Origin of the sequence: Amycolatopsis oliviviridis, assembly GCF_014654365.1 — a bacterium.
In the GTDB taxonomy this organism is placed as follows: Bacteria; Actinomycetota; Actinomycetes; order Mycobacteriales; family Pseudonocardiaceae; genus Amycolatopsis; species Amycolatopsis oliviviridis.
This window is the reverse complement of record NZ_BNAY01000001.1, coordinates 382,360-397,334: the sequence shown is the minus strand read 5'-3', so window position 1 is coordinate 397,334 and position 14,975 is coordinate 382,360. Positions and strand designations below refer to the sequence as shown.

Annotated in this window: 11 protein-coding genes; 3 read left to right on the top strand and 8 right to left on the bottom strand. The window is 65.0% G+C overall.

The annotated features are described in order from the left end of the window. Positions 1-24 precede the first annotated feature (24 nt). Positions 25-1,503 carry a carotenoid oxygenase family protein gene (locus IE302_RS01370; protein WP_191250910.1) on the top strand — a complete coding sequence of 493 codons (1,479 nt, stop codon included), beginning with the start codon at positions 25-27 and terminating at the stop codon, positions 1,501-1,503. A gap of 42 nt (positions 1,504-1,545) precedes the next feature. On the opposite strand, the gene IE302_RS01365 is transcribed toward IE302_RS01370, so the two are convergent. The 6 genes from IE302_RS01365 to IE302_RS01340 form a co-directional block, all read right to left on the bottom strand. After that, the gene (locus IE302_RS01365; RefSeq protein WP_191250908.1) at positions 1,546-4,311 is read right to left on the bottom strand and encodes a DUF5682 family protein; all 2,766 of its coding nucleotides are present in this window, start codon (positions 4,309-4,311) and stop codon (positions 1,546-1,548) included. Beyond that, positions 4,308-5,420: an ATP-binding protein gene (locus IE302_RS01360; protein WP_191250907.1), complete on the bottom strand. Its 1,113-nt coding sequence runs from the start codon at positions 5,418-5,420 to the stop codon at positions 4,308-4,310. The genes IE302_RS01365 and IE302_RS01360 overlap by 4 nt, the downstream gene beginning before the upstream one ends. 20 nt (positions 5,421-5,440) lie before the next feature. Continuing rightward, positions 5,441-6,811 carry a VWA domain-containing protein gene (locus IE302_RS01355; protein WP_191250905.1) on the bottom strand — a complete coding sequence of 457 codons (1,371 nt, stop codon included), beginning with the start codon at positions 6,809-6,811 and terminating at the stop codon, positions 5,441-5,443. Continuing rightward, a complete protein-coding gene (locus tag IE302_RS01350; RefSeq protein WP_229907542.1) occupies positions 6,808-8,175 on the bottom strand; it encodes a hypothetical protein in 1,368 nt (455 codons plus the stop codon). The genes IE302_RS01355 and IE302_RS01350 overlap by 4 nt, the downstream gene beginning before the upstream one ends. Beyond that, a complete protein-coding gene (locus IE302_RS01345; RefSeq protein WP_229907541.1) occupies positions 8,175-8,672 on the bottom strand; it encodes a hypothetical protein in 498 nt (165 codons plus the stop codon). The genes IE302_RS01350 and IE302_RS01345 overlap by 1 nt, the downstream gene beginning before the upstream one ends. Before the next feature lie 72 nt (positions 8,673-8,744). Continuing rightward, positions 8,745-9,383 (bottom strand): haloacid dehalogenase type II, encoded by a 639-nt coding sequence (locus tag IE302_RS01340; RefSeq protein WP_191250901.1) that lies wholly within the window; start codon positions 9,381-9,383, stop codon positions 8,745-8,747. 64 nt (positions 9,384-9,447) lie between these two features. Here IE302_RS01340 and IE302_RS01335 point away from each other — a divergent pair, with 64 nt between their 5' ends. Then, a complete protein-coding gene (locus tag IE302_RS01335) occupies positions 9,448-10,020 on the top strand; it encodes a CGNR zinc finger domain-containing protein (RefSeq protein ID WP_191250898.1) in 573 nt (190 codons plus the stop codon). An 11-nt stretch (positions 10,021-10,031) separates the two neighbouring features. Here the strand turns inward: IE302_RS01335 and IE302_RS01330 are convergent, their stop codons facing one another. Then, a complete protein-coding gene (locus IE302_RS01330; RefSeq protein WP_191250896.1) occupies positions 10,032-13,016 on the bottom strand; it encodes an NACHT domain-containing protein in 2,985 nt (994 codons plus the stop codon). A 197-nt stretch (positions 13,017-13,213) separates the two neighbouring features. Then, positions 13,214-13,933, bottom strand: coding sequence for a S1 family peptidase (locus tag IE302_RS01325; RefSeq protein ID WP_191250894.1), 720 nt, complete (start codon positions 13,931-13,933; stop codon positions 13,214-13,216). A 302-nt stretch (positions 13,934-14,235) separates the two neighbouring features. Here IE302_RS01325 and IE302_RS01320 point away from each other — a divergent pair, with 302 nt between their 5' ends. After that, positions 14,236-14,931, top strand: coding sequence for a nitroreductase family protein (locus IE302_RS01320; protein WP_191250892.1), 696 nt, complete (start codon positions 14,236-14,238; stop codon positions 14,929-14,931). Positions 14,932-14,975: the final 44 nt, after the last annotated feature.

Below are 14,975 nucleotides of genomic sequence, written 5' to 3'. Positions count from 1 at the left end.
TGGGGACGAGTTGGGGGATAGACCATGACCGAACCGAACAGGCGGAACGTGCTCCGCGGGGCGGCCGCGCTGGCCATCGGCGGAGTCGCCGCGACCTATGGAAGCGCCGGGTCCGCCGTCGCCGCCCAGCCTCTTCCGGCCACCGCCGCGAAGGAGCACTTCCCGTTCATCGAGGGTGCTTTCGCGCCGGTGAAGGAGGAGGTGACCGCGTTCGGCCTGCCGGTCACCGGCCGCATTCCGAAGGACCTCTGCGGGCGGTACCTGCGCACCGGGCCGAACGTCCTCGGCCTGGAGGATCCGCGCGCTCACCACTGGATGATGGGCGAGGGGATGGTGCACGGCGTCCGGCTGCGCGACGGGAAGGCCGAGTGGTACCGCAACCGCTGGGTGCGTTCTTCCGGTGTCGCGGCGAAACTGGGCGAACGGTACCCGTGGCCGGTGCCCGCCGAGGACTTCGCGCCGAACACGCACGTCATCAGCCACCACGGCCGCATCCTCACCCTGCAGGAATCCGGCGCGCCGCCGTACGAACTCGACGGCGAGCTGAACACCTTGGGGCCGTTCGACTTCAGCGGTTCATTGGAGGGTTCCTACACCGCGCACACCAAGTTCGACGCCCATGCCGACGAACTGCATGCGGTGACCTACCACCCGACTTGGGACCACGTGCGGCATCTGGTGGTCGACCGCACCGGCCGTGTCGTGCGGACCGCCCGGATCCCGGTCACCGACAGCCCGATGATGCACGATTTCGGGCTCACCAAGAACTACGTGGTCGTCTTCGACGTGCCGGTCACCTTCGACCCGGGGCCGGGCAAGGTCGTGCCCTACAAGTGGAACACGGAGCACCCGGCCCGGGTCGGGGTGATGAAGCGCGACGGTGGCCCGGTCCGCTGGTTCGGGGTGGATCCGGTGTTCTACTCGCACACACTCAACGCCTACGAACAGGGCTCCACGGTCGTGGTGGACCTGACCACGATGCCGGCGCCGTTCGAAGTGGCGGGCAAGAAGGGCTACGGCGGGCCGTCGGCGTCGGGCCCGCCGGTGCTGGAGCGCTGGACGATCGATCTCGCGCAAGGACGCGTGCGGCGCCGCGTACTCGACGACCGGCCGCAGGAGTTCCCGCGGGTCAACGAAAGCCTCGTGTCACGGCGGCACCGGTACGGCTACTCGGCCTCGCCGGGTGAGCTGTTCGACGTCTACCTGGACAAGCCCGCGAACTCCTTCGGCAACGCGTTGATCAAGCACGACCTCCAGAGCGGGCGCTCAGAAGTGCACCGCTTCGGCCGGGGTGCCGACGCGAGCGAGGCGGTCTTCGTGCCCTCGGCCCGCAGCAAGTCCGAGGACGACGGATACGCCCTCGCCTATGTGAACAACCCTGACCGCAACGCCACGGATCTGGTGGTCCTCTCGGCACAGGACTTCACCGCGAAACCGTTGGCACGCATCCACCTGCCGAGGCCGGTGCCGCTGGGCTTCCATGGCAGCTGGGTCGCCGACTGAGTCACAGGGCGGTCGCCGGGTGCCCGGCGACCGCCCTCTTCGTCACACTCCGGTGAGCACCTCCTCCAGTGCGGCGGCGGTGTCCGGATACCGCTCCAGCAGCGCCAACCCGGTGGGCGCGGTGCTCCCCCACGGCTCGCCGCAGCCCAGCAGATCCGCCACCGCGTCACAGGTGGCCGGATGCGCCGCCAGCAACGCAAGGCCACCGTTCCCCGTCTTCCTCGTCAGCGCGAGCGGTTCCGGCTGGTCCTTCCACGGTGGGACCCACTCGTCGAGCGCCGCGAGCCGGCCGGGGAAGATCCGTCCGGCCTCGCGTACGAGCAGCGGCACCAGCTCCGCGCCCCGCGACCGGAGCGTGGTGATCAGCGTCGGCAACCACGGCAGCAACAACCTGTCCGGAAGTTCGGCGAAAGCGTTCGACACCGCCTCGACGACGAAGTCGGCCAGCCCGGGCGCGGGTTCCAGCGCGTGGACGAACCCGCTGAGGTAGCGCGGATACGCGGGCAGCACCATCGGGTTGGCCAGGAGCTCGGCGCACCTCTCACGCAGTTCCGCACGGGAGAGGTTTCCGAGCTGGACCTGCGCGGCCCACAGCAGCGCCACCTTCGACGGCTCCTGCGGATGCGATCCGGCGATCGCCAGCTCCAGCTGGGTACGGTCACATCCCAGCGACAGGGCCAGCGCCTCCATGCTGAACAGGAAGCCCAGCATCGCGGCGACCTGCTCGACACCGGCCTCCTCGTCGGCGAAGGCCGCCGGAAGCAGGGTGCAGTAGTGCGCGTACCCCGTCCTGACGAAGTCCTCGATCCACTTCGGCAGCACCGGCTCACTGGTCCGGTAGTGCGCCAGCAGCCTCCGCACCCGCCGCAGCACTTCCGGCGCGCCGTCGACGGTGCGTTCGGTGGCCAGCACCTCGAGGGCGCGCGTGCCCAGCTCCCCCGCCAGCCGGGCGCTGCGCAAATAGAGCGTCGCGTCCTCGACCGAGCCGAGCACCTTCGCCGCGGTGGCCTGCGGGTGGTAGGCGGCACGCCGAAGCCGCTGCTCCAGCACCTGTTCGATGCTGACACCCTCGTAACCCAGCTCGATCAGGGCTCGCTGGTGCGTGCCCAGCGCCAGATCCCACGACTCCTGGATCGGCCGCTCACCCAGCCGTCGCTCCCCCATGATCGGCCGTGCCGCGCCGTGCGGCATCAGGTACCGCAGCATCCACAGCAGGTCTGAGCACGGCTCCAGCTCCGGCCGCGAAGCGATGTCGAGCAGCGCCCGCTGCACACCTCGTTGCTGCAGCTTGAGGTTCAGGGGCTCCAGCCTGTCGTGCACGTCGCGCGCCAGCGGCGGCAACGCGTCGTAGCCGACCTGGCCGATCCGGTCGCCGCCCATCATGATCTCGACGATGCGGCGCACGTCGCGCCTGCCTGGCACGACGTCCTTCTCGATACAGGTGACCGCCGCGTCCTGGAAGTCGTACGGCGTCGGCTTGGCCCGGTCTCGCAAGCCTGCCAGCAGGATCGAGGTCTCGAACACCGCGATGGCATCGGCCGTCGAAGACAGATAGCCGTTGCGGCGCGCCGCCCGCACGACCTCGACCGACCAGCCCAGCAGCTCGGCCTCGTCCAGCCGGTCGAGGACCGGAGGTCGTTGCAGGAAGCCGGAAAGCTGATCCGATGGATCCACTGCCGCCGGATCCGTCGTGGGAGCGGGCAGCTCCGCGGCTTTCTTCCGCTTCGGACCGCCCACCTGCCCGTCCAGCTGGAACTGCTTCACCTTGGTGCGCTTGAGGTTCTTCGCCCACTCGGTCGCGGCGATCGACACCGATCCCCCGGCGAGGCCGAACTGCGCCTCGATCGACGCGTGGCTCGACGGGATCAGTCCGTACTGCCAGGTGCTCCCGCTGCGTGGGCTGATCACGAACCCGTCCGTACCCTCGACACCGAACTCCGCGACCCGGCTGGCCGCGTGGAAGGCGCCGCAGATGTAGAGACAGTCCGCGGGATCGGCACCCGAAGCCGCGAGATGCTCGCGCATCCGGGTCCACATGTAGCGCTCGCGGTCTTCGTCCACCCGCACGCGGCGGGTGTCCCCGGGCGCGAGCCGGCGGAACAGGCTGCCGATCAGGAACATGACCTGGCGATAGGTGTCGTGGTCGCTGTCGCCGAGCGGCAGCTCGACGTACTGGTGCCACCATTCCGACCAGTGCCGCACCCGGCCGTGCCGCAGCAGGTGCTCTTCGAGTTCGGCGAAACGAGGTCGCAGATCGCCGATCTCGACCCCCACCGCGTCGCCGTGCAGCGCGGCTTCTTCCTCGGCTGGCGGTGCGTCCGGATCAGGCGAGGGCTCACGCTCGTCCCACTGGAAGACGTGATCCGCGGACCGGTCGACGAGGACCAGTTCGACGCCCGGGGTGTCGAGGGCGTAGGCGATCGCCTGGTACTCCGCCGAGGCTTCGGTGATCGGCGCGACCACCGACAACGGCGCCCACTCGGCGGGGAATCCCTTCACCTCGGTCGCGAAGGCCTGCACCGCCACGGGAAGACGGCAGTTGCGCAGCTCGGTCAGCAGCGGTGCCATGTCCTCGCACAGTTCGAGGTAGACCACCTTCGGCTGTTTCTCCCGCAGCCGCCGCGCCATCGCCACGGCCGAAGCCGGGGAATGGTGGCAGACCGGGAAGATCTCCAGAGGCTCGCACACCGCACGGTCGACGTCGTCGACGAGCCCGAGCAGGATGCCTTCCAGTGCACCGGGCCCGTCGGCGAAGGCGGCCGCGGCCTCCTGCAGCTGGCCGCGTAACGCCTCGAAGGCGCCGCTCACGAGAGGGTGGCGATCGCGTCGCGGCCGCCGTCGAGGAACTCCGGCCAGTCCCCGCCCTCGTCCTTGCTGCGCGGTTCGACGACACCGTGCAGGTACTTGTTGAGGATCGCCAGGTCCTCCGGCTCCCGGCGGGCGAGCGAGCCGACGAGCGAGGACGCGAGCGTGCGGGCGGTCAGGGCGCGTTCCCCGAAGAAGTTGCTGTGCAGTACCGCGTCTTCGAGCACGCCGATCTGTTCGGCGGTGGACAGCGCGGACTCCAGCTTCTCGTCGTCGCTGCCCGCGGACGCGGCCGCGGCGCGCAGGTCACCGAAGCTGCGCAGCAGCACGTCGAGCAGCGTCGGCGGCACGTCCAGCTCGATCTGGTGGCGGCGCAGGAGTTCCTCGGTGCGGAAGCGGACGATCTCGGCTTCGCTCTTCTTGTTCGTCACCACCGGGATGCGGACGAAGTTGAACCGGCGCTTGAGCGCGGAGGACAGGTCGTTGACGCCGCGGTCACGGCTGTTGGCGGTGGCGATGACGGAGAAGCCGGGCTTGGCGAAGACGATGCCGTCGCTGTCCAGTTCCGGCACCGAGATGTACTTCTCGGAAAGGATCGAGATCAGCGCGTCCTGGACGTCGCTGGTGGACCGGGTGAGCTCCTCGAACCGGCCGATCGAGCCCGCTTCCATCGCCGTCATGATCGGCGAGGGGATCATGGACTCACGAGACTGGCCCTTGGCGATGACCATGGAGACGTTCCACGAGTACTTGATGTGGTCCTCGGTGGTGCCGGCGGTCCCCTGCACGACGAGCGTGGAGTTGCGGGAGATGGCCGCGGCCAGCAGTTCGGCGAGCCAGCTCTTGCCGGTTCCGGGGTCGCCGATCAGCAGCAGGCCGCGGTCGGAGGCGAGCGTGACGATGGCTCGCTCGACGATGCTCCGGTCGCCGAACCACTTCTGTGAGATCTCGCGGTCGAGGCCGTCGGCACGCTCGGAACCGAGGACGAACAGGCGCACCATCTTCGGCGACAGGCGCCAGGCGAACGGCTTGGGGCTGTCGTCGACCGATTCCAGCCAGTCCAGCTCTTCGGCGTACTTGAGTTCGGCGGGGGCGCGCAGCAGGTCGGACATGTCTTGCCTTTCGGGGAGGTTCAGGAGGTGAGGAAAGTCTTGAGTTCGTGGACGAGCTTGGTGATGTGGCCGGAGATCACCGGTGTTCCGAGGTCCTTGAAGCGCTCGCGGAACCACGGGTTGACGCTGCCGCGGCCGGCGCTGGTGACCGAGCCGACGGGGATGAACTTCGCCCCGGACCGGTGGATCGCGGCCATGCTTTCGAAGAGCTGCTCGACGCGGGTCTCGTAGAAGTCGGAGATCCACACCACCACGGTGTTGGCGGGCTCGGCGATCTTCGGCTGGGTCAGCCCCATCGCGACCATGCCGTCGTTGCCGCCGCCGAGGTTGGTGCGCAGCAGGGTTTCGAACGGATCGTGCACCCAGGGTGTGAGGTCGAGCGCCTGGGTGTCGTAGGCGATCAGGTGGACGTCCACTTTGGGCAGCCCGGCGAAGATCGAGGCCAGCACGGCGCAGTTGACCATCGAATCGACCATGGAACCGGACTGGTCGACCACCGCGATGAGCCGCTGCGGTGTGGTCTTCTTCGCGGTCTGCTTGTAGTACAGCCGATCGACGTAGAGCCGTTCCTCTTCCGGGCTCCAGTTGGTGAGGTTCTTCCAGATGGTGCGGTCGAGGTCGAGGTTGCGGAACACACGCTTCGGCGGGACCGAACGGTCCACCTTGCCCGTCGAAGCCTTCTCGACCTGGGTGCGCAGGACCTCCGCGATCTCGTCGACGTAGCGGCGGATCAGCGACTTGGCGTTGGCCAGCGCCACTCCGGACAGATTGTCCTTGTCCCGCAACAACTGTTCGATGAGGGACATGCTCGGGCTCAGCTTCGCCGCGAGCGCGGGATCGGCGAGTACCTCGCGCAGATGCATCCGCTTGACGAGGTCCGCCTCGATCCCGGCGAGGTCCGGTCCGATCGCCGGGAGCAGCGTGCTCAAGTCCGGAGTCCCGCCTCCACCGGTGCCACCGAGGCCGGTCGGAGCGCCACCAGGGCGGCCACCGCGCAGCTCACCCGGACGGCATCCCAGCGCGCGTTCGAGCCAGCCCGCGTCGGCCTGCCAGCAGGACAGCTGCCCGGCCGTCACCGTGTGCGGGGCCTGGGCGAAGACGTTGAGCAGCACCTTCGACACCAGCGCCGCACGCCGCACCTCGGCGGCCTTGTCCCGGCTGTCCTCGGCGTCGGGGACCATCAGCCCGTCGAACTCGGCGGCGAGCTCCGGATGCCGCTGGACGACCGAGTCCACGGCGACGTTCGGGTCCAGCAACGCCGACGGCAAGCCGATGTCCTCGACCACGGCGACACTCGCCGATTCGAGCGCGGCCTGCTCCTCGCCGTCGAAGAGCCGGGCGAGCAACCGCCAGTACAGGACCTGGCGGCGGTTGTCCTCGGATTCGGTCATTTCCGCAGCAACCTTCCGGCGCGCTCGCGCAGCACGGCCGCGGCGTCGGTGGCCGCCTTCTCCGCTTTCACCCCGGCCTTGTCCGTGGTGCCTCCGGCCCAGGCTCCGGCGTGCACGGCCGTGGTCTTCTTGCGCACGGTGGTCTCCACGGCGAGCGGCTGGAGCCGGAACTCGCCGTCCCACCGGATCAGGCCGATGCACGCGCTGGAACCCGCGACGGCCTTCGAAGTCAGTGGCCCGGCCGCGGGGACGCGGTCGGTTTCGAGGGAGAACTGATTCCCGGCGAACGTGAACGAGAGAGTGTCTTCGTCGCCTTCGATGCCGTAGCCCTCGATGAAAACGGGGACCGCGATGCGCACCGGATGCCTGTCCAGCGGAGTGACCACGGGCGTGATGGCTTTCGGCAGAACGACACGCGCGGTGGAGAACGCGTCCGCGGGCTCGCCGAGGCGAGCATGCTCGTCCTGCCAGAGAAGGTCACCCTCGGCGGTGACCGGCATGTCGGTGAGATCCATCGAGCGGCTCTCGCTGACAGCCGTGAGCAGGGAAAGATGCGGGCGCAGCAACTGCCAGATCCCGGCGCCGATGATCGTGTCCGGCTTGGGCACCGTGACGCTCGCGCGAACGAGACGCGGCGCGGTGCCATCGGCGGGTTCGATCACCGCGTGGACCTGGGCCTGAGCGGCCGTCGAGTGTTCCAGTAGATCGACGCCGAGCGGCAGAAGCCGGCCGGTGACGGTGCCGATCGCGGGGGTCGCCGCCACGCCGGGCAGGGTCAGGAGCATCCCGCGTGACCACAGGTCGCCCCAGCGCCGGACGGGTACGCGCTCCAGCGCCGCACCCGGGCAGGACGCCGCGAGTTCGGCCGCGAAGCCGTCGAGCAGGACGGCCAACCGGCGCAAACCCGGTTCCGCGAGCAGTGCGGAGATCACCGGAGCCGAGGCCGAGATCAGGTCATGGTCGATGCCCTGCCACCCGGCACGGGCCAGATCGGACAGCCAGGACCGAGCGGCGGCCAGCAGGTTCGGTGATTCCGTCTCGGATGGCTGTCGGTCGGACTCCTCGCCCGGTGGCCGACCGGTCGCCTCGCCGATACGCGCGAGGACCGCGTCATGCACGGAGCCCAACACCGCGACCCTCGCCGCGGCAAGGGAAACGAAGTGCTCCTCCCCCGCAGCTCCGGCCGCGGTCTTCTCGGCCGCCTCGGCGACCCGCGCCGCCAGCGGCGATCCAGAGACAGCGTCGGCCAGCTCGGTCAGGCCGGCGATCTTCTGAGGACGGAGAAGCCCGGCGACGAGCACGTCGTCGAAAGCGTCGATGGCCGCCAACGCCTCGTCGAGGCCGGCGATGGGGTCGGTGAGCATCACACCACCGCCCTGGTCGGCGGGAACCACTGCAGTTCCGGCACCGGCGCCGTGGACGCTTCGAATTCGAGGTATGCCAAGTGCCGCAAGAACTGGCTGAACACGGACGCGGCCGCGGTGTTGTCGCCCTGCGACGGCCGCGTCGCGCTCATGGTCTGCGAAATGGCCTGCGCCGTCGGTTCCGCGACCTCCACGCGCAAGTACCGCGCGACCCGCTCAGCGCCGTACTGAAGGGTGGATTCGTTGAGCAGAGCCAGAATATGGTTGCAGAACATTCCCCGCGCGCCGCCACAGGGCCGGTTGTTGTTGGTACTGCAGGCGAATTCGTACGTGCTCGCCGCGACCGACGAGACGTAGACACGCCCGATGTCCGATCCGCTGGACACCACGCCCTGCACCCGTCCGTCGGCCAGTTCGACGAACGGAACCTTCGCGAGCTTGCGCGGGCGGGCAGGTGGCAACACCCGGGCCGTGCTCGCTCTTTCCCAGTCTGACAACGCATCTTCTCCTTGCGGGGGTGCCTCGGTGGGGACTGGGAAGAACCTAGCGGGAGGCACCGACAGTTTTGATCACATCCGAAGTTTTGCGAGCTGAGCCGTCAGATCGGCGAGGTCGTCCGCGTAGAAGTCGAAGCGGTCGGTCTCCGACGGAGGGTCCCCGATGGGCCTGGCGACGTAGGCGGTGCGGAGACCTACGCTCTGCGCTCCCCTCAGGTCCCACGCGTGGGCGGCGACCATCAGCAGCCGCTCCGGCGGCGCGCCGGACACCTTGACGGCCAGTTCGTAGACCGCCGGGTCGGGCTTGTAGGACTGCACCTCTTCGGCGGAGAGGGCCTGATGCCACCGGAGGCCCGCGTAGGCGTTCATCCGAAGCAGCGTGGTTCGACTCGCGTTGGAGAGGCCGATCAGCGGATAGTGCTCAGCGAGCCGGGCCAGCCCTTCGACGGTGTCGGGCCACGGTGGCATCCTGCGCCCCGCCGCCGCGAGCGCGTCTGTTCGAGCTGCTTCGCGGTCGAGGACGTCACTCGGCGCGTACGGCCTCTCCCCGTCGACGATGCGCCGCTGCTCGGTTTCGACGTGACCCAGCCACTGCCTGACCAGCCTATCCGCGTCGGCATCCGGCTCAGCTTGCCGGATGGCCGCGCGGATCCCGGCCGGTTCGTCGACGAGCGTGCCGAGTATGTCGAACACCAAGGCGTCGATCTGCACGAGCAACCTCCCAGTAAGGGTTAAAGTGGCAGTTAACCGCGACCGTACGAGAGGTTGGTAAGGGATGCAAGTAGCGTTAGACGATTACGTCTGGGCGGCAGGCGTCGCTACTGACCTGGTCAACACCGCGCCCGAGGTGTGGCACGGCGAAGACCACCTGCCTGATCTGGCCTCTCTTGCCGCCTTCGCTGAGCTTCACTCGATACCTACACCCACCCATGCCAGCGATCTCCGCGCCGTTCACCGGCTACGCACCACCGTGCGGGACCTGATCGATCGTCCGGACCGGGAGCACCTCATCACCGGCGCTTCCGGCCTCACGTCGCCCGCTGGTCACCTCACCCTCTTGCCGGAGAGCGCACGATGGGCCGTCTCGCTTCGACCTGCCGCGACGGTGACCGACGCCCTGTCCCTGATCTGCGGCGTCGGCATCCTGGGCGCGGTCCAGACTCTCGGCGTCGAGCGGTTCCGCGGGTGCGGCGCCCCTACCTGCCAGGGCGCTTTTATCGACACGACGCGCCCTGGACGGCGCCGCTACTGCATGCCGGGTCTGTGCGGAAACCGCGTCAACGTCGCCAACCACCGGGCAAGAAGGACGCCTCGCCAATCTGCGCATGAACATCGTGCACGACAATGACCAAACACCACTCAGCTCGCGATCACGGAAGTACGATCATCCAGTCGAACCGCGTCAGCTTCCAAGCATTTACGAAAAGGATTATCATTAATTCTATCATGGCGCCGCGCCACCAGGCCACAACCAACAGCGGCCACAGCGAAAGCAAGTAACGCACTTACAGCATACCACGGCAACCATTCCATCAATGTCACCATTCCCAGGCCAGCGAGCACCAACGCCATCAGCACCGATACCGCAATCATCAGTCCAGATGTGACATCAAATACACCTTTTTCAATACATAGGACCCCAGCTATCAGTAGTGGTAAAAATAATTGGAGAAGCCAACTAAGCCACGTCGGACCAATTGGCCAACTGTCGCTCAGAGTCAAGATAGACCTGACCATCCCAGCCAGAAGAACCCCACCGATAACAATAGCAAGTGTAACACTAAACATCGACCACAACATGTAAGTTCGCCTGCGAGGCATCATCACAGTAGACCAGTCTTCGTCACGAATCTCACTTTGACCAGCGCCAGTCAAGACGGTGCCATATACAACGGAACGCACTGGCCAGCTAAGTAAACCAATCAAGCGGTGTTGCAACTCTGTCAATTGAGCATCCGAGGAGATCAACGAAATCAGCTTCTCGACTTTCTCATCTGGATGCCTACGCTTAGAAGCTTCCGCGAAGTAGTTCTTGACGACTGTCGACAACCCCACTTGAGGAGTCGCACGAGATGCGCGAGGCAACCCAAGAACAGCCCTAATCTTGATTTCACTCTCGGTTTTCAAAAAGTAGTAGCGATTAAGACTGCGTAGCGCTAGGGGTATTCCCAATCGTGGATCAATAAAGTCAAGATCACTAGGTATATCTTCATATTTCGAGTTTTCCAACAAGTAGCCCACTCTGCTAAAAATTTGCGAAAGAGGACCATTTAATCGAACTTCAATAAAAGGCCTCGAGAACCACGGCTCAGCGGCGGCGCGCTCATCCGGCATCACTGAGCGCTTCAATTCCTCTTCGACATTCGGATTGCTCAACAGTACAGCCAGCCTCCACGCGGCCCTGATCGCGCCAGCTTTTTCCTGCCAGAGGAGATGCGCGAGCGCTACCGCCGCTGCGGGCGTGCCTACTATTGCGAGATCATCGACAGCCCAAAGGAAGCCCTCTGCGGATCGCTCAGTAAGAACCGGCAAGGCTAATTCGCCCATACCGCGTAGTGCCGATCGCCGATCTTCATCCGCAGCGTTTCGTGGAGCTAGGGCCTCGGCGGCCTCAGATCGCCCTGAGAACGATAAGGCGTGCATTGCATCAACTCTCGCAGTGCCACCCGCTGAGACGATAGCTTCAAGCTTGCGCAGGACTTCATTCCCCCGCGGCCGTCCATCTGCAGCAACCTTACCAACGGCAGCAACTATTGCCGCGCGATCCAAGACCGGCTCGCCCAGAAGGTTCAAGAAGTATTCAATGATCCCTCTCGCCAATTTGCTGTCAACGCGCTTTGCATCTGCCAAACATTCTAGAGCAAGAATCTTGTGATGCATCTCCGCAGACCGAAAAATTTCTACAATAACCTTTGTACTGTCGCGATTACTTGCACCACACCACAATTTCACAGTTTCACGCCAAGCCAACGGTTCCGCACGATAGCGGCTCAGCAACCCATCCGGATCATCTGCCAATTCTGTCGCAGCTAGATATTCCTGCAAGGTTAGATGTCGAAAGATGAACTCAGTCCGCTTCTTATTAACCGAAACAAGAAGTTGACTGCGGTCGATTATTTCATCAAGCAGCGATCTGATGTGCGTATGGTCGAGATTTAGATCAGGCAACAATTTTCGAGTCGTCGACTCCAGAAGCTTTTTTGTGATATTTAGTCGATCATCAAGCTCGCTACCGCTCTCCATGGCGACCAGCGCAACCCTCTGCAGGACTGCAAGCTTTTCGCCAACCTCGTACACCGTCAAGGAATCCGCGCGACCTAGGTCCGCATCGCGCCCCAACAAATGCGTTATTGCTTCCTGATAGAAGGCAGGCCTTGAGGTCGGCAACCGCCTTCCAGTCTTAGGGAAAACCTCCGTTTGCAGGTAGGCAATCATCGTCAACAGAAGTGGACTGCGCGCCAATCTTAACAGGGTTGGATTCTTCCGTAAGCCCACATACACTTCGGACGCTGCAGAACTTCCAGCCAGTCCCACCCATTTCCCAAGAAAACGGATTATTGCAGCATCATCGAACTCCGCCACTCGCACCACATGCGAGAATTGAACCCCAAGAGGCTGTCCCCTATAAACAACATCCCGACAGGTGACAATAATCTGGCAATCCGGGAACTCGCGGCCGAAATCGCGCAACGCTTTAAAAACCCTCCCCTGATTACTGCGACCAACTTCGTCCAATCCGTCAAATAGCAGGGTTAATTTTCCATCGCGCAGCGCTTGAACTACCATTTCCTGCATCGTTTCACGACGCACAGATCGATCTACCCTCGAACGAGAAAGCTCAGACACAATGAGATCAAATATTGATTCCGAACTATCATTACACCGATGCAACTCGATCAGCACCGGCACTCGCTCAACAGTTCCTGCTCGAACACGTCGAGCCCACATCAGCATAGAGTTTTTGAGCAGCAGAGACTTTCCTGCACCCGCAGGTCCAATAATAACGGAACGAGGTTGATTCCGCAGTTTTTCATATATGTCTTGCCGATCGCCACCTAGTTCGTATTGAAGTGGAACATATACGCTATTGATGTCGATAACTCGATCGGTCACAAAGCCAAGTGTGTGCCACGCGTAGTCCCGAGAAACAGCCTCGCCATAGCGACGTATCAGGCGTTTTCGAAACCGCGCCCTGCGTGAAAAAAAGCTTGCCGAACGGTCATATACCTTTCCGCCGGTCTTCTTAAAGTACTCGCTTAGAACTTGCTTCAAGGCCCATATCACCACGACAGCCAAAATGAGAGCCCCGAGCCCGTAAGGAACTAGGTGCTGCGCAAGATCCACTCCGCCGATCGTCACAGCATTATGAGTCGATCGCACCCGTCAGACTGTTACGTCTAGGTCTTTCGACACAAGATCAGAAGTCTTCCAAGTACGAGACCTGAACCTTGAGCTGCGAGTTTGCGGAGCAGAACGTGGTACGACCGCCACGGGGCCCTCCTCGGCAAGTGCCGAGGAGGGCCCCGCTGCAATCAGAAGGATCAGACGCCGGCGATCTGCTGGATCCAGGGCCGGTACCGCGTGATGTTCGTGTACGCGGTGGTCGTCTGCCGGTCACTGGTCGACGCGACGCCGACCTGGCGGCCGGAGGCGAACATCGGGCCACCGGAGTCTCCACCGGCGGTGATGCCGTCGCCGCGGCTCGCGCACACCGCGACGCCGCCGTTGTAGTCACGGCACGAGACCGACGTGACCCGGACGTTCGCGACCTTCAGGTAGCGCGACTGGCAGTTGATCTCCGAGCCGCACTGGCTGGTGGCGCCCCAGCCGTAGACCTGCACGGTCTGCCCGGTCGAGACGTTCGCGGTGGTGCCGAGCGGCGAGTAGGTGGCGTTGACCGAGGTCGTCAGTTTCACGATCGCGAGGTCCGCGGACGCGTGACGGGTCACGGTCGAGCCGGTGGCCATGGTGCCGCCGCTCTGCTGGTCGAGGCTGCCGATCCGGAAGGTGAACGTCCCGCCGCTGGCCACACAGTGTTTCGCGGTCAGGATGTACTGCGGCGCGATGATCGTCGAGGTACACGTTTGCCGGCCGTTGGCGAAGAGTCTGGCCGCCCAGGGACCGCTCGACGCGTTCTGGCCGCCGATGATCATCGGCTGGACGTCGGACGTGGGTTCCGCGGCGGACGCCACGGGGGCGGTCACGCCGAGCATCGCCGCGAAGGCGGTGCCGGCGATCAGGGCGAAGGAGCGCAGTCGCATGGTTCCGACTCATTTCTGCGGCGAGGAACAGGGCCGCGTACCGAGGGAAGGGTGGGCTGATTCTGAGTCGCGGCAAGGGAAATCGGACACCCTCGAAAGTCGTGTGGAAGGTACCTATCTTTCCGTTTCGCTCACCGTTAGGTGTTTGCTCCAGGTACCCGGGCCATGCCGTCGGTGTCGGTCCAAGCCGAATGGCCCGATCGGTGTCCGTCCATTTGGGACGAATGGTGGCATAACCTTAAGGACATAGCCCAGGCTTGAGGGGTTTCGGATCAGGCACCGAGCACGCCAGAATCGGCACCATGACCACAGCACAGTGGACCCCGACCTACGGCGACCCCTTCGAGCCGGTGCCCTACCGGCCTGCTCGCATGTCCGAGGAAGAATCGCTGGCCACCGCCGCCGATCTGCGCCACCGCATGGACACCCGCCGCACGGTGCGGATGTTCTCGACCGACCCGGTACCCGAGCAGGTGCTCGTCGACGCCATCGCGGTGGCCGCCACCGCGCCCAGCGGAGCACACCAGCAGCCGTGGACCTTCGTGCTCATCAAGGACGAAGCGACCAAACAGCGGATCCGCGATGCCGCCGAGGAGGAGGAACGCGTCTCCTACGAGGGCAGGCTCGGCGAGGAATGGCTGTCCGCGTTGCGCCCGCTGGGCACCGACGCCGTCAAGACCCATCTCACCGACGCGCCGTACCTCATCGTCGTCTTCCAGCAGCGCTACTTCCTCGACGAGGACGGCACCAAGCACAAGCACTACTACGTCGACGAGTCGGTGGGCATCGCGGTCGGCATGCTGCTCACGGCGCTGCATCTGTCCGGGCTGGCGGCGTTGACGCATACGCCGTCGCCGATGCGGTTCCTCGGCGAGCTGCTCGAACGGCCGCAGAACGAGAAGGCGTTCGCGGTCATCCCGGTCGGCTATCCGGCGGAAGACTGCGTGGTGCCGAACCTCGTGCGCAAGTCGATCGACCAGGTGCTGATCCGTCGCTGAGCCCAGGCGCGACCCGGGTGCGTACGCGCACCCGGGTTGCGCGA